The organism is Ruegeria pomeroyi DSS-3 (genome assembly GCF_000011965.2).
GTDB classification, from domain to species: domain Bacteria; phylum Pseudomonadota; class Alphaproteobacteria; order Rhodobacterales; family Rhodobacteraceae; genus Ruegeria_B; species Ruegeria_B pomeroyi.
The window spans coordinates 77177-96921 of record NC_003911.12 but is presented as its reverse complement, the minus strand read 5'-3'; the positions used below and the strand labels follow the sequence as shown (position 1 = coordinate 96921).

At 64.6% G+C, this 19745-nt stretch carries 19 protein-coding genes; 10 read left to right on the top strand and 9 right to left on the bottom strand.

Annotated features, from left to right (window positions below; all coding sequences use genetic code 11):
* Positions 1-52 precede the first annotated feature (52 nt).
* The 3 genes from pncB to pncA form a co-directional block, all read right to left on the bottom strand.
* Entirely contained in the window at positions 53-1396 is a 1344-nt protein-coding gene (gene pncB, locus SPO_RS00480; RefSeq protein WP_011045868.1) for a nicotinate phosphoribosyltransferase, read from the bottom strand.
* A 30-nt stretch (positions 1397-1426) separates the two neighbouring features.
* The gene (locus SPO_RS00475; protein ID WP_011045867.1) at positions 1427-3658 is read right to left on the bottom strand and encodes an ATP-binding protein; all 2232 of its coding nucleotides are present in this window, start codon (positions 3656-3658) and stop codon (positions 1427-1429) included.
* 78 nt (positions 3659-3736) lie between these two features.
* Positions 3737-4327: a bifunctional nicotinamidase/pyrazinamidase gene (gene pncA / locus SPO_RS00470; RefSeq protein WP_011045866.1), complete on the bottom strand. Its 591-nt coding sequence runs from the start codon at positions 4325-4327 to the stop codon at positions 3737-3739.
* Between the two features lie 147 nt (positions 4328-4474).
* Between pncA and SPO_RS00465 the strand changes: the two genes are divergently transcribed.
* Together SPO_RS00465 and SPO_RS00460 are read left to right on the top strand one after the other, a co-directional pair.
* Positions 4475-5698: an Hsp70 family protein gene (locus SPO_RS00465; RefSeq protein WP_011045865.1), complete on the top strand. Its 1224-nt coding sequence runs from the start codon at positions 4475-4477 to the stop codon at positions 5696-5698.
* 76 nt (positions 5699-5774) lie between these two features.
* A complete protein-coding gene (locus SPO_RS00460; protein WP_011045864.1) occupies positions 5775-6680 on the top strand; it encodes a rhodanese-related sulfurtransferase in 906 nt (301 codons plus the stop codon).
* 6 nt (positions 6681-6686) lie between these two features.
* On the opposite strand, the gene SPO_RS00455 is transcribed toward SPO_RS00460, so the two are convergent.
* From SPO_RS00455 to SPO_RS00430, 6 genes are all read right to left on the bottom strand, one after another.
* A complete protein-coding gene (locus SPO_RS00455) occupies positions 6687-7763 on the bottom strand; it encodes a DUF1513 domain-containing protein (RefSeq protein WP_011045863.1) in 1077 nt (358 codons plus the stop codon).
* 3 nt (positions 7764-7766) lie between these two features.
* Positions 7767-8762 carry an imelysin family protein gene (locus SPO_RS00450; protein ID WP_011045862.1) on the bottom strand — a complete coding sequence of 332 codons (996 nt, stop codon included), beginning with the start codon at positions 8760-8762 and terminating at the stop codon, positions 7767-7769.
* Between the two features lies 1 nt (position 8763).
* Positions 8764-10179 (bottom strand): di-heme oxidoredictase family protein, encoded by a 1416-nt coding sequence (locus SPO_RS00445; RefSeq protein WP_051420295.1) that lies wholly within the window; start codon positions 10177-10179, stop codon positions 8764-8766.
* A gap of 71 nt (positions 10180-10250) precedes the next feature.
* On the bottom strand, positions 10251-11270 hold the full coding sequence (locus SPO_RS00440) for a porin (RefSeq protein WP_044028884.1): 1020 nt from the start codon (positions 11268-11270) through the stop codon (positions 10251-10253).
* Positions 11271-11333: 63 nt separating this feature from the next.
* The gene (locus SPO_RS00435; RefSeq protein ID WP_011045859.1) at positions 11334-12596 is read right to left on the bottom strand and encodes an imelysin family protein; all 1263 of its coding nucleotides are present in this window, start codon (positions 12594-12596) and stop codon (positions 11334-11336) included.
* Between the two features lie 113 nt (positions 12597-12709).
* On the bottom strand, positions 12710-13039 hold the full coding sequence (locus tag SPO_RS00430; protein ID WP_044027756.1) for a hypothetical protein: 330 nt from the start codon (positions 13037-13039) through the stop codon (positions 12710-12712).
* 181 nt (positions 13040-13220) lie between these two features.
* Here SPO_RS00430 and betB point away from each other — a divergent pair, with 181 nt between their 5' ends.
* The 8 genes from betB to SPO_RS00390 all read left to right on the top strand — a co-directional run bounded on the left by betB (position 13221) and on the right by SPO_RS00390 (position 19727).
* The gene (gene betB / locus SPO_RS00425; protein WP_011045857.1) at positions 13221-14675 is read left to right on the top strand and encodes a betaine-aldehyde dehydrogenase; all 1455 of its coding nucleotides are present in this window, start codon (positions 13221-13223) and stop codon (positions 14673-14675) included.
* Between the two features lie 266 nt (positions 14676-14941).
* Positions 14942-15556, top strand: coding sequence for a ribonuclease D (locus SPO_RS00420; protein WP_011045856.1), 615 nt, complete (start codon positions 14942-14944; stop codon positions 15554-15556).
* On the top strand, positions 15553-16521 hold the full coding sequence (locus SPO_RS00415) for a KpsF/GutQ family sugar-phosphate isomerase (RefSeq protein WP_011045855.1): 969 nt from the start codon (positions 15553-15555) through the stop codon (positions 16519-16521). Before SPO_RS00420 ends, SPO_RS00415 begins: the two co-directional genes overlap by 4 nt.
* A 3-nt stretch (positions 16522-16524) precedes the next feature.
* Positions 16525-17133, top strand: a complete 609-nt coding sequence (locus tag SPO_RS00410; RefSeq protein ID WP_011045854.1) for a hypothetical protein — start codon at positions 16525-16527, stop codon at positions 17131-17133.
* Between the two features lie 3 nt (positions 17134-17136).
* The gene (locus SPO_RS00405) at positions 17137-17628 is read left to right on the top strand and encodes an LptA/OstA family protein (RefSeq protein WP_011045853.1); all 492 of its coding nucleotides are present in this window, start codon (positions 17137-17139) and stop codon (positions 17626-17628) included.
* Entirely contained in the window at positions 17628-18386 is a 759-nt protein-coding gene (lptB, locus tag SPO_RS00400; protein WP_011045852.1) for an LPS export ABC transporter ATP-binding protein, read from the top strand. Before SPO_RS00405 ends, lptB begins: the two co-directional genes overlap by 1 nt.
* Positions 18387-18635: 249 nt before the next feature.
* Positions 18636-19199: a ribosome hibernation-promoting factor, HPF/YfiA family gene (gene hpf, locus SPO_RS00395; RefSeq protein ID WP_011045851.1), complete on the top strand. Its 564-nt coding sequence runs from the start codon at positions 18636-18638 to the stop codon at positions 19197-19199.
* Between the two features lie 63 nt (positions 19200-19262).
* The gene (locus SPO_RS00390; RefSeq protein WP_011045850.1) at positions 19263-19727 is read left to right on the top strand and encodes a PTS sugar transporter subunit IIA; all 465 of its coding nucleotides are present in this window, start codon (positions 19263-19265) and stop codon (positions 19725-19727) included.
* Positions 19728-19745 lie beyond the last annotated feature (18 nt).

The window sequence follows — 19745 nt, the reverse complement described above, 5'->3', positions numbered from 1 at the left end:
CGGCCCGTTTTCCGGAACGGAAAACGATCCGAAATCCGTGCCGGATTTCGGTTTACACCTCGACCGCATAGCTGGTTTGCCGCCCCACTCCGAACACCCGCTTGTAGCGCGCGACCTCGTCGGCGGGACCCATCGCCTTTTCCGGATTGTCGCTCAGTTTCACCGTCGGGTGCCCATTGGCCGAGACCGCCTTGCACACCAGCGAGAACGGCGCCAGCCCATCGTCCGGCACGAGGCCCCTGAAATCATTGGTCAGCAGGGTGCCCCAGCCGAAGGAAATCTTGGCCCGCCCGGAAAACCGGGCATGCAGTTCGGCGATCTTGTCCACGTCGAGCCCGTCCGAGAAGATGATACGCTTGTCGGTCGGGTTCTCGCCGCGATCCTTCCACCAGGAGATGGCGGTTTCCGCCCCCTCGGCCGGATCGCCACTGTCGATCCGGATGCCTGTCCAGCCTGCCAGCCAGTCCGGCGCCCGGTCGAGGAACCCCTTGGTGCCATAGGTATCGGGCAGGATGATGCGCAGGTTGCCGTCATGCTCCTCGTGCCAATCGCTCAGCACGTCGTAGGGCGCGCGCGCCAGTTCGGTGTCGGTCTCGGCCAGGGCGCTATAGACCATCGGTAGTTCATGCGCATTGGTGCCGATCGCCTCGACCTCGCGACGCATCGCGATCAGACAGTTGGAGGTGCCGGTGAATTTCGCGCCCAGCCCCTCGATCATCGCCTGCACGCACCAGTCCTGCCAGAGGAAGGAGTGCCGCCGCCGGGTGCCGAAATCGGCGATGGTCAGCCCGTCGATCCCGCGCAGGCGTTCGATCTTCTCCCAGACCCGGGTCATCGCGCGGGCATAAAGCACCTGCAGCTCGAACCGGCGCATGTCATGCAGCACCGCGCGCGAGCGCAGTTCCATCAGCACTGCCAGCGCCGGTATCTCCCACAGCATCACCTCGGGCCAGTTGCCCTCGAAGGTCAGCTCATATTGATCGTCGCGGCGTTCCAGATGATAGGGCGGCAACTGCAGCCCCTCGAACCATTCCATGAAGTCCGGCCTAAACATCTGCCGCTTGCCGTAAAAGGTATTGCCACGCAACCAGGTGCTCTCGCCCCGGCTCAGCCGCAGCGAGCGGATATGATCGAGCTGCTCGCGCAACTCGCCCTCGTCAATGATACGGGCCAACGGGATCCGCATCGTGCGGTTGATCAGGGAAAAGGTGACCTGAGTGTCGGGCTTGTTGCGGAACACCGATTGGCACATCAGCAACTTGTAGAAATCGGTATCAATCAGCGACCGGACGATCGGGTCGATCTTCCACTTGTGATTATAGACGCGGGTTGCGATGTCCACGGATGGCCCTCGTTCGGAATGGATCACCCATGGATACGCCAGCCGAACCGCCATGGCAATTCGCCCGGGGATTGCGGCGCAAGATCAGCCGGATGCGGTTCTTGGTGCCGCGTCGGTGGGTGGCAAATGGTGCAGCAGGCACCGGAACAGATCTGCCCGGCCCACCGGTTTGCTGAGGAAATCGTCCATCCCGGCGGCAAGACAGGCTTCGCGGTCGCTGTCGAACGTATTTGCGGTCAGCGCCACGATCAAGGGCTGCCTGCCCTCTGCGGCACGGATCTGCCGGGTCGCCTCGATGCCGCTCATCACCGGCATCGACATGTCCATGAACACGATGTCAGGCTTTTGCCGCTGCGTCATGGCAACCGCCTGCTGACCATCATGGGCAAAGTCCAGGCGGATCGGCAGATCGGCCAGGAACTTGCCCATGAGCAAACGGTTGACACGGTTGTCATCGGCAACCAGCACACGCAGGCCGCGCAACCGGTCAAGCTCAGCCGGTGACAGCACCTGCCCATCTGATTGTCCGGCGTCGTCATCGGGCGACCCCAACGGCAGGCACAGCGTAAAACACGACCCCTGCCCAAGCGTCGAGTCAACGGTGATCCGACCGCCCATCAGCGCAACCAGCTCGCGCGAGATCGTCAGCCCAAGGCCGGTCCCGCCGTAAAGACGCGTGGTGTCGGCATCCGCCTGCGAGAACCGCTCGAACACCCTCTCGATCTTTTCGGCGGCGATGCCGATGCCGGTATCCTCGACCTCGAGCGTCAACAGATATCCCGGGTCCTGCGCCTCGGACCGCAAACGCAGGGTCACACCGCCGCGTTCGGTGAACTTGATCGCGTTGCCAAGCAGATTGATCAGAACCTGGCGCAATCGCCCATCGTCACCATACACGAGGGGGGGAACATCGGCCCCTGTTTCAAGAGACAGCCTCAGCCCCTTGGCCTGCGCCTGCGGTTTCAGCAGGCGCATGGTGTCCCTGACACAGGACACCGGATCGAAATTCACCGGATGCAATTCCATCTTCCGGGCATCCAGGCGCGACAGTTCCAGAATGTCGTTAATGATCGCCAGCAAGGCGGTCGAAGAGCTTCGGATGGTATCGACATATTGCCGCTGCTCGATCGAAAGCTTGGTTTCCGACAACAGCTCGGCCATACCCACGACGCCGTTCATCGGCGTCCTGATCTCGTGGCTCATAGTGGCCAGAAACTCGGCCTTGGCGCGCGCGCCCTCCTCGGCGGCGACGCGCGCGGCGGCCAGTTCCTCGGCCTGCGCCTTGGCGGCTGTCACGTCACGCTCGATCGCAACGGTGACTTCGACCTTGCCGTTCCGGTCAAGCACCGGCACCAGATTGGTTTCCATCCAGATCTCGCGACCGTCCTTGGTCACATTCAATATCTCGGTTCGAAACGGGCGGCCGGCCTCGACGGCATCGGCAATCGCATTCGAAACCTCAAGGTCTGTCTTGTCGCCATTCAGCAACTCGCCGGGATAGCGCCCCTTGGCTTCGTCCAGCGAATACCCGGTGGTGCGGGTAAAACTCTCGTTGGTCCAGACGATGCGGCCTTCGGAATCTGCCAGAATGACGCTGTCATTGGCGTTGCGGGCGACCAGCGACAGCAGTTGCGCCTCCTTCTGATGTCGCAGCAGGTCACGTCCCTGTTCGATCAAATCCAGCGTAGTCCGGCGATGCTGACGAAAGCCCCAGTTCACGAAATTCAGGAACAGGCCAACCATGAAGGCCAACATCACCGCACCGGCGGCATTGAGCAACAGCGCGTCGCCAAGCCGCCCCGGCTCCATCGCCTCGATCAGGAACAGGTATTGGCCGATCCCCGCATAGACCGCCAGACGCGCCACGGCGGCGGGGCGATGAAACGGAAGCACAAGCCCGGCATTGATCGCAGCCCCTGCCAGGAACGACCCGATGAACAGCGGCGACAGCCCGCTGCGCGCGCCTGTCCAGGCCAGCCAGACGCAAAAGCTGATCGTCAGCGCCTGAACTAAGGCGGTGAGGGTACTGCCAATCAGCAGGCGGCGGTAACCCTGACCCTGGCGCAAGCGCTCTGGCAGCCGGTGCAGGTAGAGGCAGTCGATCACCTCGCCCAGCAAGGCGGCAAAGGCCGCCAACATGGCGGTATGAAGACCCTCAGTCATCGCAAGAATGAAACTGCCGGCGAATGTCATGATCTGACGACCGGCGAAATTCCTGACCCGCCCGCGTGCGTAGCGGATCAGCAGGCCGCGCCGGCTGTATCTTCGTTCGTATTCAGACAGGTGGTCGACATCGGGCGACCCGGCAACATGCATCGGCGACCCCAAGGATAGATCAAGACCTTTCGCCCCCAATCTATACCGGTCAGTCCGTTAACAAATCGCAACCAGATCTCAGGTCAGAGCAATCCCGCCCGCCTTCATCGCGGCAATCGCCGCCGCCAGCGACCCGTCCAGATCGATGGCGCGACAGGCCTGCATCCGCACCTCGACGGCAAAGCCCAGCCGCGCCGCATCCAGCGCCGAATACTGCACGCAGAAATCGGTGGCGAGTCCGGCCAGCGTCAGTCGGGTGATGCCCCGGCTGCGCAAATAGCCCTCGAGGCCGGTGGGCGTGCTGCGGTCGTTTTCGAAGAAGCCCGAATAGCTGTCGATCGCGGCGCGGAACCCCTTGCGCAGGATCAAATCGGCATCGGTCCGCAGCGCCGGGTGAAACGCAGCGCCGGGGCTGCCCTGCACGCAATGGTCGGGCCACAACACCTGCGGCCCATAGGCCATCTCGATCATCTCGAACGGTGCTTGGCCCGGATGGGACGAAGCGAAAGAGGAATGCCCCGCCGGGTGCCAATCCTGCGTCAGGACCACCGCGTCGAAATCCTTCATCATGGCGTTGATCGGCGCCACCACCGCGTCGCCTTCGGGCACCGCCAGGGCACCGCCGGGGCAGAAGTCGTTCTGGACGTCGATCACGATCAGGCCATGCATTTGCGCCTCCCTTTTGGGGGCAAGCCTAGCGCGTGGCGTTATGCCGGAAAAGCACCCATCGCGCCGGGCGATGTGGGAAAACCCCCGTTGCCTTGTCTGCCGCCCTGCGATATCCGGGCGTCTTTCGCAAAAACCGGGAGAGGAATCATGGCACGTCTTGGCGTGGATTTCGGAACGTCCAACACCGCCGCCGGGCTGGTACAGGCGGGTCATCCCCGGGTTCTGCCGCTGGAGCCGGGCGCACAGACCCTGCCGACCGCCGTCTTCATCGACTTTGCCGCGCGCCGCTATGTCTATGGCACCGACGCCGCCCGGGCCATGATGGACGGGCAAGAGGGCCGCTTTCTGCGGGGGCTGAAAAGCATTCTGGGCACCCCGCTGGCCCGCGAACCCCGCATGTTCCTGAACGAGCGGCTGACCCTGATCGAGGTCATCGCCCGCTTTCTGGCCGAGATTCGGACGCGCGCCGAACGGCTGAGCGGAGAGCGTTTTGATCGCGCCCTGTCGGGCCGTCCGGTGCATTTCCACTCTGCCTCAGCCGAGCGCGACGCGCAGGCCTGTACCGATCTGCACGATGCCTATCTGATGGCCGGGTTCAGCGAGGTCTGCTTTCTACCCGAACCCGAAGCTGCCGCGTTGGCGGTGGCGGGTCAGGGGCGGATGCTGATCGTCGACATCGGCGGCGGCACCTCGGATTTCACCCTGTGCGACCGGCGGGGCACCACCACCCGGATGCTGGCCAGCCGGGGTCTGCGCATCGGCGGCACCGATTTCGACCGGGTGCTGAGCCTGGATCACGCCATGCCCCTGCTGGGATACGAGGCGCAGATCGGGGCCGAGCTGGGCGAGGCCAGCCACAGCGCCCCCCGGGCTCTGTTCCACGATCTGGCCAGCTGGGAAAAGATCGCCTTTGTCTATGACCCTGCCACCCTGCGCGAGGTACGGCGCTGGGTGCGGCTTGCCGAACAACCCCGCCTGTTCGAACGCCTGGCCGAGGTGTTGGAATCGCATCTGGGCCATGACGTGGCCTATGCGGTCGAGGCAGGCAAGATCGCCGCAAATGGGGCCGCAGCGGGCCGCATCGCGCTGGATATCGTCGAACGCGGCCTGGGCGCCGATCTGGGAAATGCGGCGATGCAGGCGGCGCTGGCCGGTTTCGCCGATGAGATCGCCACTTGCGCCATGCAGACGGTGCGCGATGCCGGGGTTGGCCCGGACAGCGTCGATCAGGTGGTGTTTGTCGGCGGATCCAGCCTGATGGGGGTGATCCGCGCCGCGCTGGCGCGCGTCCTGCCAGGCGCCGAACAACAGGATTCCGAAGTATTCACCGCGGTGGTTCACGGCCTCGCACTGGCCAGTGAAGACCAATAAAACAACATCGAAAACGCATGTTTCCCCCCTTGCCGCGCCTCTTGAAATCACACGCGGCGCGGCGTATGGCGCGGGCATGTACACGATCGCCGCACTCTACCACTTCACCCGGTTCGCCGACCCGGCCGACCTGAAACCCGCCCTGCTGGACCTGTGTCTGGCGCAAGGGGTCAAGGGCACGCTGCTGCTGGCCAAAGAGGGGATCAACGGCACCATCGCCGGACCGCGCGCCGGGATCGACGCGGTGCTGGCCCATATTCGCGCCTTGCCGGGTTGCTCTGACCTGGAGTGGAAAGAGGCGACCAGCGACCACCCGCCCTTTGGCAAGATGAAGGTGCGGCTGAAGCAAGAGATCGTCACCATGGGCCAGCCGGATGTCGACCCGCGCGCGCGCGTCGGCCATTATGTCGAACCTGAGGATTGGAACGACCTGATCCGCTCGGACGATGTGGTGCTGATCGACACCCGCAACGATTACGAGGTCGCCATCGGCACCTTCGAAGGCGCCATCGACCCGATGACCGAAAGTTTCCGGGATTTCCCCGCCTGGTGGGAGGCCAACAAGGAGCGGTTCCACAACAAGCGCGTGGCGATGTTCTGCACCGGCGGCATCCGTTGCGAGAAGTCGACCAACTACCTGCTGGGTCAGGGGGTCGAGGATGTCTATCACCTCAAGGGCGGTATCCTGCGCTATCTCGAAGAGGTACCAGCCGAGAACAGCACCTGGCAGGGCGAATGTTTCGTCTTCGACAACCGGGTCTCGGTCGGGCACGGGCTGGTCGAGGGGCCGCACGAGCTGTGCCATGGCTGCCGCCGCCCGATCCTGCCCGAGGATCGCAATCGCCCGGAATACGAGCATGGGGTCAGCTGCCACCTGTGCATCGACGAGACCTCGGAGGCCGACAAAATGCGGTTCCGCGAACGGCAGAAACAGATCGCCCTGGCCCGTGCCCGGGGCGAGGACCATCTGGCCACGCACTGAGCCTGTCTAGGCGCGGTTCACCGCCACCAGGTGATTGTCCCAGGCAATCTCGGAACGGCTGGCTTCCTTACCACCCACGCGGGTGAAGACACCGCTGCCTGACGAGGCGACCAACCCGCCGCCGGTGACGCCCAGCCCGCAGACATCGGTGATCGCGACACCGCCGATGATCCGGCCCGCCGCGACATCGCTCAGCTGCACGATCCCGCCCCGGGGGGAGGAGACCGCGACGCGCCGGCCCTGGTCGTAGAAAATGACACTGCCGCCATAGCCGTTCATCGCGCGCATTTCCGCCTCGTTTCCCGTCACCGCAACCGGCGCGGTGCCGCGCCGGTGCAGGCCCAGAACCGGGCGCAGCTCGGTGCCCTCGCCCTGCCACTGCATGGCAAAGGCCACCAGCCCGTCGGCGCGCAGGTCAAGATGACGGATCGAATTCATCCGATGCTCGGGGGGCATCCGCACCACCTCCAGCACCTCTCCCGCCAGCGAAAGGTAACTGAGGTTGGGCTGCATCACCGGCAGGTTCAGCTTGACCCGGCCAGTGTCGGGGTGTGTTTCCACCCCGCCATTGGCCACCACCAGTGTCTGCCCGTCCGGCATCAGGCGGATGTCATGCGGGCCGACCCCGCCCGAAGCAACCTCGCCGATCCGCCGATAGCCCGCGCCGGCGTCCCACAGCCCGATCCGGCCCTGCCCGGCCTCGTAATCGTTTTCGGTGGTGAACAGAACCCGGCCCTCGGCATCAAAGGCGCCATGACCATAGAAATGCCGCCCCTCGGGCGCGCTCAGCCGGGCGATTTCCGCCCCGCTCACACAGTTCAGCACCAGCGCGAACCGGCCCGGGCGACGGGCAAAGGCCACCGCCTCGGCCCGCTGGGGATGGGCGGCGGCGGCATGACCCCGGTCCGGGATCGGCAGGTGGAACAGCGGCCTGCCGCGCCTATCCAGACCATAGAGGTTGTAGGCACCATCGGCGACGCGCCCGGCGCTCAGGAAAGCGGGGGCGCCCGCATCGGCCCAACCGGCGCGCGGGGTCAGCCCTGCCGCCGCCAACCCGGCCAGAAATCCGCGTCGTGTGGTCATCGCTCAATCCCCGTCCAATGCGTTGAACCCCGCCGAAACCCCCAGTTTCGGCCCCAGCTCCTGGGCCACCACCTGCCGGATCTCGTTGACACGCTGTTGCAATGCCTCGACCCGGAACCGCCCGGCAGGGGTGGCGACACCGGCCAATGCCGGATCATCCAGCGCCGCAGCGTCCCCCAGCGCCCGGTCAAAGGCATCGGTAAGCCGGGCTTTCAGCCCGGCATCCTCTTCGGCCAGCAGCAGCGCCAGCTGGCGCTGCGAGTGCAATGCCTCGATGACCAGCAAGAGGGACAGACCTGCGCGCCAAGCCTCGGCCCGGTTCGGGCGCGGCCTGGCAAAACTGCCCAAGGGCCGGCCCAGACGCAGATCGGCGGTGATCTGCAAGCCGGTGCCCAGCGCCTTGAACAGTTCCTGCATCGCCTCGTCGCGACTGCGATAGGGGCTGTCCGGCCCCGGCGCGCGCATCAGCGCCGCGTAACGGTCATGCCAGTCCGCCGCCATTGCCCGTGCCAGCCCCGCACTGTCGCGCACGATGGCGCGGATCAGGGCACAGTGATAGGGGTCGTTGCCCGCCTGACCCTCGTCATAGAGCAGGAACTCCAGCGCATAGAGCCCGCGCGCCGCGACCGAGACCTGGGCGAAACCCTCCGCCTCCTGCACCACCGGATCCTCTGCCGCGATCAGCCCCGCCAGCGCCTTGGGCGTCATGCCCCGGCTGTCGGGCCAAAAGGCCAGCGCAAAGGCGCGGTTTTCCGCCTCGGTCGGACCAAAGCGCAGATGGCTAACCCCGGCCCAGGCGCGCAGCGCGCCGTTGAGCGCCGCGCGCAAGTCAGGGTCGCGCTCTTCGCACCCGGCATCGGCGGCGTTGGCCAGCAACGCTGTCTCGTCAGCCAGCCGCGCAAACCCCGGCAACACATGGACGTCGAGCACCTGATCGACAGGGTCGGCGGATGCTGCCGCGGCGGCAAGGCATAGGATCAGAGCAACAAGCTGCTTCATCTCAGAGACTCTCCAGAAACCGGATCAGGGCGGCGCGGTCCTCGGGCGCAAGGGCGATCACCCGGTCGCGCTGCGCCGCAGCCTCGCCCCCGTGCCAAAGCACCGCTTCAAGCAATGTGCGCGCCCGCCCGTCGTGCAGGAAACGCGCCTGCCCGCTGACCTGTTCGGTCAGGCCAATCCCCCAGAGCGGAGCGGTGCGCCATTCGCGCCCGCTGGCCAGACCCTGCGGCAACTCGTCGGCCAGCCCTGCGCCCATGTCATGCAGCAAGAGGTCGGTATAGGGCCAGATCAGCTGAAAGCTCTGCTCGGGCTGATCGCTCAGCTGGGCGGTCACATGCTTGGGGACATGACAGGCCGGGCAGCCGATGCCATAGAACACCCGTTTGCCCCGCAACACGTCGGGGTCATCCACATCCCGCCGCGCCGGCACGGCAAGGTTGCGGCTGTAGAACGCGGTCAGCGCCAGCGCCGGGCCGTCGATCTCGGCGCCGCGCGGATCACCATCGCCATGCAGGGCAGCCCGGCATTCCACCTGCAATTCGGTGCAATCGCCCCAGGGCGCGGGGCGCAGCGGAGAAGAGATGCCGATATCCGAGGCGAAGGCAGCGGCGGTCTGATCCAGGACCGAGGCCGCGCCAGCCTTCCACCCGAACCGGCCCAGCGCCTCTTGCCCGGTCTCCGGATCGTGCACCCGGTTGGGCCGCCCCGATATGCCATCGCCATCCCGGTCGTCCGGATCGGCACGGGCCAGGATTTCGGCCTCGGGGATCGCTTCGAGCAGGCCCAGCCCGATCATCTGTGGTGCCAGCCGGGGGCTGAGCGTGCTTTCGGCGTGCAGCGTGCCCTCGGCCGCGTCCAGCCGGTATCGGGGCTTGCGCAGAACCGCCACCTCGCCCCCGTTCAGGGTGACCTCGGTCTCGGCTTGGCTCACCGCGATCCGTGCCTCGGGCCGTAGGCCGGGCACGGCGCTGTCCTGTATCTGAAGTCCGAACAGGGGATCGGGCAGCACCCCGTCACCCCGGACCCTGCCGATCCGCAGCACCAGCCCCGGTCCACCCGAAACCTGACCGCGCCCGTCGCGGATATGGCAGGCCTGACAGCTGCGCGCATTGTAGAGCGGCCCCAGCCCGTCGGATGCCTTGGTCGAGGAGGGTGACGCCACCCACAGCTTGTCAAACAGGGCCTGACCCAGGTGGAAATCCAGTTCCCGCTCGAAGCTCATATTGGCCGAAGGGCGCGAGAAGGCATCGCGCCCCAGATCGCCCGATACCGTGGCGGCGCCACCGGGCAACTGTTCAAAGGGTTCCGCCACCGTGAACCCCGTTGCCGGGGCGGTGACGGCGGCAATCCTCTGGCGGTCATCCGCGCTGCGCGGCTCGGCCTCTGCGGTGAGGCCAAGGAGTGACAGCGCAGGCATCAACACAAGGAGGCCTCGACAAAAGATCGCGACCGCGCGCCGCGCCTGAACGATATGAGGCCCCCAAATATTCATACGCCCAATGCGATCTCGAAGTTGATCCCGAAGACATGGTCTGTGGCACCCGCCTCTTCCACGCGCGCCAACGCCGCGCCCACAAGGTAGCGCTCGCCAAACTCGTATTCAGCCCCGATTGAAAACAGTTCGGTCAACCCGGTGCTGTCGATATCGCGCCGGGCGTAGGTGCCCGACAGGGTCACGTCGCCCAGCGCATAGGCGGCGTTGAGCGTTGCATAGGTGGCGTCATCAGCGGTACCGCCATAACCGCTGAAGCTGGCGACCTCGGCAAACAGGTCGAGCGGCATGTGATGAAAGGAATGAAACAGGCTGGCCACCACCCCGTTTTCCGATTTCACATCCCCCGCGCCCCGGCTGAGGTGGCGTACACCCAGTCGCAATTCGGTCCCGCCAAAGGACTTGATCCACGTCACCGCGCCATTGTCGAGCTGCCCGGTATTGCCCGCGCCACCCGACGCAGTGCTATTGCGCGCCCGACGGAACCCGGCCGACCGGCTCAGCGCGGTGTCGTCGGCATAGAAAAGGCCCGCATGCAGCATCCCCGCCGCGCCCAGATCGACGGCGACCAGCGCGCCCAACTGCTCGGTCAGCTCGTAATCCTCGGCCAGATCGGCGGCAAAGAATCCCGCCGTCTGATCCCAGGCGATACCAAAGCTGGGCGAGACCTTGCCCAGCTGGAAACTGGCCGAACCGGTTTCGATCTGCACACCCAGTTCCTTGATATAGAGGCCCCAGTCGGTGAAGTTCCGGTCGCCGGGGGTGGGGTCATTCAGGCTCTCGCCGGTCAGGGCGGCAAAGACGCTGAAAGTATCGTTGAACCGATAGGCCCCCGACAACTCCAGCGTACCGGTGGCGGCACCGAATTCGTTGCCCGGCGTGTCCGATTTGAAGGTGCGGGCGTATTCCAGCTCCAGCGAACCTTCCCAGGTGAAGCCGGGCGCTTCTTGCGCCTGCACTGCGCCCGCAAAGAGAGCGGCGGCGCCGGTCAGCGCCGCGAAATGTCTGTAAGTCATGATGCTACTTTCTTGGATGAGCAGCTTGGCGGGCATGTGTCGCTTGCTGTGCTGAGGATGGGATTAGTGAAACACAGCGCCGGGGTTATCGAGCGACTCCGAGCCTTCGAAAGCGATGTCGTCGAGGCCCAGCACCGGGAACAGGCGCTGGAACGAACGGGCCTGTTCGACCAGCCCGTCGACGCCCGCCATGATCAGCGCCTCGCCTTCGGCATTGCCGCGCGCCAGCATTTGGTCATAGGCGAACCCGCCCTTGGCGGCGCTGCGGATGGCGCCCAGCGCGTCCATCGTGATGTTGAGCCTGTCCTTGACCTCGGCATCCAGCGCCGCGTCGGCATCAGCCACCAGATCGGACAGCGAGGCGCCCGAGATCACCGTGCCGTCAACACGGGTATAGCTGCCCAAATAGACGTTCCGGATACCCAGCCCGTCGAAGTAATGGCTGTTGTGGGTGTTGTCCGAGAAACAGTCATGCTCTTCCTCGGGATCGTTCAGCAACAGGCCCAGCCGCATCCGCTCGCCCGCCTGTTCGCCATAGCTGAGGCTGCCCATGCCGGTCAGCATCGCCACTAGGCCAGCGGTCTCGTCCGCCGTGACCGAGGTACGGGCGTCGCCGCCCGGCGCCCATTGCGCGGCCATCCATTCCAGATCCGAGATCAGCAGATCGGTCGCCGCCTGCAGATAGGCGCCACGCCGGTCGCAATTGCCGCCGGTGCAATCGGCACCGGGCGCGTAGTCGGTCCAGGGCCGGTTGCCCGCGCCCGGGCCCGTGCCGTTCAGATCCTGTCCCCAGAGCAGGAACTCGATGGCGTGATAACCGGTCGCTACATTCGCCTCGACCCCGTCCGCCTCGTGCAGGGTGCCCGAAAGCAGCTCGGGCGTGATCTGGCTGGCGTCGACGGTCGTACCGGACAGGTCGAACACAGGCGTCGCGATCACGTTCAGCGCGGCATAGCCGTTTTCATCACTCGCCCCGGGGTAGGAGGCATCGACATAGTCGATCAGCCCTTCGTCCAGCGGCCAGGCATTCACCTTGCCCTCCCAATCATCGACGATGGCATTGCCGAAGCGATAAACCTCGGTCTGCTGATAGGGATCGCGGGCGGCAAGCCAGGCCTGTTTGGCGGCGGCCAGCGTCTGGGCCGAGGGATCGGCGATCAGCGCATCGACCGCAACCTGAAGCGCGCGGGCGGTGATCAGGCTGTCTTGATACTTGGCCTCGGCAATGTCGGCATAGGTGGTCAGAACGGCGGCACGGTCGGCAGCCCAGGCGGGCACGGAACACGACAAAGCCAGCGCCGCAGCGGCGAAGACACGGGTTTTCATGGCGAATATCCTTGGATGTTGTCAGGCGCGGCTTGACGGGCCGTGCCGGCCGGTCTGGCTTTGCTTATATCTGACTAAATTTGTCAGTTAAGTCAACACCCCGATCACACCGATCACTTGTTGCGGTCGATCCAGGCCGACATCGCCGCCTTGTCGTGGAAACATTCCGAGGGCACGGCCCGCCGCTTGGCCCGTGCGATCCGCTCGGCATAGGCGACCTGCTTGCCCGAGGGATACCGGTCGAAGGGAGAGGATTCGGGCGCGCGATGGGCCGAGATCCAAGCCGACAACATGCGCCGGTCGCGCTGCGCCTCGATCGGGATGTCCAGCGAGGCACGGGCAGCGATCGATCGCGCAAAGCGCAACTGTTTCTCGGTCACCGGCAGCAGATGATAATCGTTGCTCGGCCCCATCTGGGGCATGGCGTCGTAATGCTGAGTCATGGCATCCACCCTCCATGTTCCATAGATCCAATATAGAACATTTAGTGAACATTTTCAACTCTGCCCGTTTATCGCCACTCCTTTCGCCCGAATCTTTTTTTATTGACTGGCCAATCAACATGCTCGTAGAAGATCCGCAACGACTCCCCAACATCTCCGGCACCGGCACAAAGGACGCATCATGAAGTTCCAGCCAGAAGCGAGCCATTTCATCAATGGCGCCTATGTCGAGGACACGGCAGGCGCCGTGATCGACGTGATCTATCCCGCCACCGGCGAAGTGATCGCCCGGTTGCACTCGGCCACACCCGCGATCATCGATCAGGCGCTCGAGGCCGCGCGGCAGGCGCAGGCGCAATGGGCCGCGATGACCGGGACCGAACGTGGCCGCATCCTGCGCCGCGCCGCCGACATCATGCGCGCCCGCAACCACGACCTGTCGGTGATCGAGACCCATGACACCGGCAAACCCATTCAGGAAACCACCGTTGCCGATGCCACCTCGGGCGCCGATGCGCTGGAGTACTTCGGCGGGCTGGCCGGGTCGCTGACCGGCGAGCATATCCCGCTGGGCGGCGGTGATTTCGCCTATACCGTCCGTGAGGCGCTGGGCGTCTGCGTCGGCATCGGCGCCTGGAACTATCCCACCCAGATCGCCTGCTGGAAGGGCGCCCCGGCGCTGGCCTGCGGCAATACGATGGTGTTCAAGCCATCGGAAACCACCCCTCTTTCCGCCCTCAAGGTCGCCGAGATCCTGATCGAGGCCGGGGCGCCCAAGGGTATCTATAACGTTGTGCAGGGCTATGGCGATGTCGGCGCGTCCCTGGTCACCGATCCGCGCGTCGCCAAGGTGTCGCTCACCGGTTCGGTCCCCACCGGGCGCCGGGTCTATGCCGCCGCCGCCGAAAGCATCAAGCACGTGACGATGGAACTGGGCGGCAAGTCGCCCTTGGTCGTGTTTGACGACGCCGATATCGAAAACGCGGTCTCGGGCGCCATTCTGGGCAACTTCTATTCCTCGGGTCAGGTCTGCTCGAACGGGACCCGCGTGTTTGTGCAGAAGGGCATCAAGGAGGCGTTCCTGTCCCGCCTGGCCGAGCGTCTGGCAACGGCGGTGATCGGCGACCCGATGGACCCGGCCACCAATTTCGGGCCGATGGTCAGCGAGGCGCAGATGAACATCGTCCTGGGATATGTCGACAAGGGCAAGGCCGAGGGCGCCCGGCTGGTCTATGGCGGCACCCGGCTGGATCGCGACGGGTTCTACCTGCTGCCCACCGTGTTTGCCGATGTGACCGATGACATGACCATCGCGCGGGAAGAGATTTTCGGCCCGGTCATGTCGGTACTCGACTTCGACACCGAGGAAGAGGTGTTGGAGCGCGCCAATGCCACCGAATTCGGCCTCGCCGCGGGCGTCTTTACCCGCGACATTACCCGCGCCCATCGGATGGTGGCCGGGTTCGAAGCGGGCACCTGCTATATCAACAGCTATAACCTGGCCCCGGTCGAGGCGCCCTTTGGCGGTTCGAAACAGTCGGGCGTGGGCCGCGAAAACTCGAAACTGGCGATCAACCACTTCTCCGAGATGAAAACAGTGTTTGTCTCGATGAACGATATCCAGGCGCCCTACTGAACGCGGCCAGCATGCCCCCCTTCCCTGCCCTCAGCGCCAGCCGCGAGGGCAGGAGCCTCCGGCGGGAGTATTTCGAACCAGAAAGAAGCCGGAATGCTGCTGCTTCTTTCTGGTCATAAATACTCATTCCACGCGCGCCGCCTGCGGTCTGCCGTGAAAGATTGTCCTGCCGACAAAGCCTTGGAACCGTCCTGCCCCTTCCCCGCAGTTGAGTTCGGCGCACAAAGCGCCTATTTCGGGGCCGATACGGTGCAAAGGACATTTCCGTGGCAAATCATCTCTACAAGAACGACCTGCCCGACGGGCTGGATCTGGGCCCCGTGGTGGCCATCGACTGCGAGACCATGGGACTGAACCCCCATCGCGACCGTCTCTGTGTGATCCAGATGTCGGGCGGCGACGGAAACACCCATATCGTGCAGGTAGAAAAGGGCCAGACCGCCGCGCCCAACCTGTGTGCGATGCTGGAAAACCCCGAGGTGCTGAAACTGTTCCACTTCGGCCGTTTCGACATTGCCGCGCTCTATCACGCCTTTGGCGCCCTGACCGCACCGGTCTATTGCACCAAGATCGCCAGCCGCCTGGTGCGCACCTATACCGATCGCCACGGGCTCAAGAACCTGTGCCAGGAGTTGCTGGGCGTCGATATCTCGAAACAGCAGCAGATGAGCGATTGGGGCGCCGAGACGCTGAGCGAGGCGCAGCTGGACTATGCCGCCTCCGATGTCCTCTATCTGCACCGCCTGCGCGAGGCGCTGGATGGCCGGCTGGCGCGCGAAGGCCGCGCCGATCTGGCGCAATCCTGCTTCGATTTCCTGCCTACACGGGCGCGGCTCGACCTTGTGGGCTGGCCCGAAACCGATATCTTTGCCCACTCATGACCGATCGCAGCTCTTTCATCGACACCGCACGCCAGGTCGTGCTGGACGAGGCCCGGGCGCTTGATGCGCTGTCCGAGAGCCTGGGCGACGGGTTCGCCGAGGCGGTGGAGCTGATCCTGCGCACCAAGGGGCGCGTGATCGTTTCGGGCATTGGCAAGTCGGGCCATATCGGCCACAAGATCGCCGCGACGCTGGCCAGCACCGGCACGCCCGCCTATTTCGTGCACCCGGCCGAGGCGAGCCATGGCGATCTGGGAATGCTCTCCGGGGATGACGTGGTTCTGGCCATCTCGAACTCGGGCGAGGCGCCGGAACTGGCCAATCTGCTGGCCTTTACCCGCCGCTTCGCCATTCCGCTGATCGGGCTGTCGAGCAAATCTGAGAGCTCGCTGATGCAGCAGGCCGATGTGCATCTGCTGATCCCGGCGCTGGGCGAGGCCTGCGGCTTTGGCATGGTGCCGTCGATCTCGACCACGCTGACGCTGGCCATGGGCGACGCACTGGCCATCGCGCTGATGAAGTACCGCGATTTCCGGCCCGAGAACTTCCGCGTCTTCCATCCCGGCGGCAAGCTGGGCGCGCGGCTCAGCCGGGTGTCAGACCTGATGCATGGCGGCGAGGCGGTACCGTTGATCGCCGCCGACACCCCGATGAGCGAGGCGCTGCTGGAGATTAGCCGCAAGGGGTTTGGCGTGGTCGGCGTGACCGATGGCGCCGGACATCTGGCCGGAATCGTCACCGATGGCGACCTGCGTCGTCACATGTCGGGCCTGCTCGACAAGACCGCCGCCCAGGTGATGACCGCCAACCCGACCACCATCGCCCCCGACTCGCTGGCCGAGGAAGCGGTGGCTATCATGAACGCGCGCAAGATCACCTCGCTTTTCGTGGTCGATCCGGCGGAACCGGGCGTGGCGCGCGGGCTGCTGCATATCCACGACTGTCTGCGCGTCGGACTGGGCTAGGCGATGGCGATCGACAGCTACTCTCGGGTTGTCCAATACCTCAAGGTGCTGTTGCCCCTTACGGCGCTTGGCCTGCTGTCGGCCGTGTTCCTGCTGTCGTCGCGCGGCACCGATTCCGTGGCCCCGATTCCCTTTGCCGAGGATGAGATCGCCGACCGCACCCGCGGCCAGCAGATCACCGGCCCGTTCTTTACGGCAGTCACCCCCAAGGGCGAGCAGATCCAGGTGCAGGCGACGCTGGCCCGCCCGGGCGGCGAGAACGCACCTGCCGAGGCGACCGACCTGATCGCCGAACTGCTTCTGCTCGGTGGCAAGCGTATCCGGCTGACCTCGGATCTGGGCACCGTGCAACTGGACAAGGATCTGGCGATCTTCACCGGCAATGTGGTGATCACGACGTCGGACGGGCTGACGGTGACCACCGATCAGCTCAACGCAGGGCTGAGCGGAATATCCGGCGAAACCCCCGGCAACGTGCGCGGAACCGGACCTATCGGAGAGTTTACAGCAGGTTCTATGCAAATGGGGGCTGAAAACGAGGACGGCCCTATCCATATTCGTTTCAAGAATGGCGTGAAGCTGCTATATGACCCCAAAGCTGCGGAAAGATAACGTGTGATCGAAATTCGTGCATTGATCCTGGGCCTCGTCCTTGCCCTTGGTGCCGTTGCGGCCCAGGCCGAGGGCACCAAGGTTGCATTCGGCGCGGTCAAGGCCGACCCGACGCTGCCGGTCGAGGTGACCGCCGACAGTCTGGATGTGAGCCAGGAGGACGGCTCGGCCGAGTTCCAGGGCAATGTGCTGGTCTCGCAGGGCGAGATGCGTCTGTCGGCCAAACGGGTGCTGGTGATCTACAATCAGGAGGCCTCGGGGATCGAACGGCTGGAGGCAACCGGCGACGTGGTGCTGGTCAGCGGGTCCGACGCCGCCCAGGCCCAGCGCGCCGATTACACCATCGGCACCGGTGTCATCGTGATGACCGGCGATGTCCTGCTGACCCAGGGCAAGAATGCGCTGAGCTCGGGCAAGATGACCGTCAACCTGACCTCGGGCACCGCCCAGATGGTCGGGCGGGTGAAAACCATCCTCAACTCGGGCAGCGACTGATGAGCAAGCCCCAGCTGACCGTGACCGAGGGATCCTCGGGCCTTCGAATCGAGAAGTTGCGCAAATCCTATCGCAAGAAGACCGTGATCCGCGACGTCACCATGACGCTTGGCCGATCCGAAGTGGTGGCGCTGCTGGGGCCGAACGGGTCGGGCAAGACGACCACGTTCTATTCGGTCGCCGGGCTGGTCTTTCCCGAGGCCGGCAAGGTCAGCATCGACGGCCAGAACGTGACCACCCTGCCGATGTATCGCCGCGCCCGGATGGGGATCGGCTATTTGCCGCAGGAAATGTCGATTTTTCGCGGTCTCAGCGTCGAGGACAACATCCTGTCGGTTCTCGATATCACCCAGAAACACGCCCACAAGCGGCGTGAGCGGCTCGAAGAGCTGCTGTCGGATTTCTCGATCGAACACCTGCGCCGCGCCCCGGCGCTGGCGCTGTCGGGTGGCGAGCGCCGCCGGGTCGAGATTGCCCGCTGCCTGGCCGCCGATCCGAAATACCTGCTGCTTGACGAACCCTTTGCCGGGGTCGACCCGATCAGCGTCGGCGACATCCGCCACCTTGTCTCGGATCTCAGGAATCGGGGCATCGGCGTGCTGATCACCGATCACAACGTGCGCGAAACGCTCGAGATCGTCGACCGCGCCTATATCCTGCATGACGGGCAGGTGCTGATGTCGGGCAGCCCCGAGGAAGTGGTCGAGAACGAGAATGTCCGCCGCGTCTATCTGGGCGAGAACTTCCGCATCTCCTGATCGCCTGCAAAGACCCGCCACCCCGATGGAAATCATGTCGCGCCCGCGCGGTTGCCATTGACAGCGGGCGCGTCTCTTGCCTCAATTGGGGTATGGCAAAGCGCTGGATCGAAGCTGTTTCTGGTCACCCCTTCGGAGAAGGGAACAAACGGCCACAACCCGGCGCCTCGTCAATTCCCGTCACCCGAAAATAACAGGCAAGCCGTATTTCGCGGCGTGAATAAGGGTGAATTTTGTGAAGGAGATCACATGCGTTATCAAATCAGCGGAAAACAGATCGACATCGGTGCTGCCCTGCAAAGTCATGTTCAGACCGAGCTGGGCGAGGTGGTGTCGAAATATGCGCAGCGTCCGACCGACGCTCATGTCGTGTTTTCCCGTTCGGCGCATGAATATGTATGCGAAGCCACCGTGCATCTGTCGACCGGTCTGACCGCCCAGGCCAAGGCGCATGCGACCGAGATCTATGCCGCCTTCGATGGGTGCTGCGAGAAGATGGACAAGCAGTTGCGGCGCTACAAGCGGCGGCTGAAGGACCACCACAAGGACCGGGCCGAGCCGGTTGAACTCTTCGGAGCCTCGTCTTATATCCTCGCTTCTGAAGAACCGGACGCGCAAAGCGAGCCCGACTCGCTGCAACCGATGATCGTCGCCGAGATGGAGACCAAGATTCCATCGCTGTCAGTGGGTGAAGCCGTGATGCAGATGGAACTGGCTGGCGCCCCGGTGCTGGTATTTCGGAATGAAAGCAAGGACGGATTGAACGTCGTGTATCGCCGCGAAGACGGCAATATCGGCTGGATCGATCCGTAATAGGCAAGACACGAACTGCGCGCGCCCGGCCCACCTCGCGGCGCGCGCGAGGAGCAAGACCTTATGGAGCTTTCGAGCATCCTCAAACCAAACGCGGTCCGCGTCATCGGTGCCGCATCGAGCAAGAAAAGATTATTTCAGGAAATCACGGACTTGGCCGAGGCCACCCTGAAGCTGGACGCTCAGGAAACCCTCGAGGCCCTGCTCGAGCGTGAAAGCCTGGGCCCGACCGGAGTCGGCCATGGCGTCGCGCTGCCGCATGCGCGCGTCGCGGGCCTGGATCAGGTGGCGGGCGTGTTTGTCCTGCTGGAAAAGCCGCTGGATTTCGGCGCTGTCGACCGTCAGCCGGTCGACCTGGCCTTTGCGCTGTTTGCGCCCGAAGACGCCGGTGTCGAACATCTCAAGGCGCTGGCGCTGGTCTCGCGCACCCTGCGCGAGCAGGCGGTCTGCACCAAGCTGCGCGCCAACCCGGATCCGACCAAGCTCTATGCCATCCTGACCGAATCACACCCGCTTCAAGCGGCGTGACAGGCCAGCGCAGAAACG

Bases quoted from the DNA above. Each gene is read 5' to 3' on its own strand.
- pncB (WP_011045868.1), bottom strand. From the start codon at position 1,396: ATGGCGGTTCGGCTGGCGTATCCATGGGTGATCCATTCCGAACGAGGG.
- SPO_RS00475 (WP_011045867.1), bottom strand. From the start codon at position 3,658: ATGCATGTTGCCGGGTCGCCCGATGTCGACCACCTGTCTGAATACGAA.
- pncA (WP_011045866.1), bottom strand. From the start codon at position 4,327: ATGCATGGCCTGATCGTGATCGACGTCCAGAACGACTTCTGCCCCGGC.
- SPO_RS00465 (WP_011045865.1), top strand. From the start codon at position 4,475: ATGGCACGTCTTGGCGTGGATTTCGGAACGTCCAACACCGCCGCCGGG.
- SPO_RS00460 (WP_011045864.1), top strand. From the start codon at position 5,775: ATGTACACGATCGCCGCACTCTACCACTTCACCCGGTTCGCCGACCCG.
- SPO_RS00455 (WP_011045863.1), bottom strand. From the start codon at position 7,763: ATGACCACACGACGCGGATTTCTGGCCGGGTTGGCGGCGGCAGGGCTG.
- SPO_RS00450 (WP_011045862.1), bottom strand. From the start codon at position 8,762: ATGAAGCAGCTTGTTGCTCTGATCCTATGCCTTGCCGCCGCGGCAGCA.
- SPO_RS00445 (WP_051420295.1), bottom strand. From the start codon at position 10,179: ATGCCTGCGCTGTCACTCCTTGGCCTCACCGCAGAGGCCGAGCCGCGC.
- SPO_RS00440 (WP_044028884.1), bottom strand. From the start codon at position 11,270: ATGACTTACAGACATTTCGCGGCGCTGACCGGCGCCGCCGCTCTCTTT.
- SPO_RS00435 (WP_011045859.1), bottom strand. From the start codon at position 12,596: ATGAAAACCCGTGTCTTCGCCGCTGCGGCGCTGGCTTTGTCGTGTTCC.
- SPO_RS00430 (WP_044027756.1), bottom strand. From the start codon at position 13,039: ATGACTCAGCATTACGACGCCATGCCCCAGATGGGGCCGAGCAACGAT.
- betB (WP_011045857.1), top strand. From the start codon at position 13,221: ATGAAGTTCCAGCCAGAAGCGAGCCATTTCATCAATGGCGCCTATGTC.
- SPO_RS00415 (WP_011045855.1), top strand. From the start codon at position 15,553: ATGACCGATCGCAGCTCTTTCATCGACACCGCACGCCAGGTCGTGCTG.
- SPO_RS00410 (WP_011045854.1), top strand. From the start codon at position 16,525: ATGGCGATCGACAGCTACTCTCGGGTTGTCCAATACCTCAAGGTGCTG.
- lptB (WP_011045852.1), top strand. From the start codon at position 17,628: ATGAGCAAGCCCCAGCTGACCGTGACCGAGGGATCCTCGGGCCTTCGA.
- hpf (WP_011045851.1), top strand. From the start codon at position 18,636: ATGCGTTATCAAATCAGCGGAAAACAGATCGACATCGGTGCTGCCCTG.
- SPO_RS00390 (WP_011045850.1), top strand. From the start codon at position 19,263: ATGGAGCTTTCGAGCATCCTCAAACCAAACGCGGTCCGCGTCATCGGT.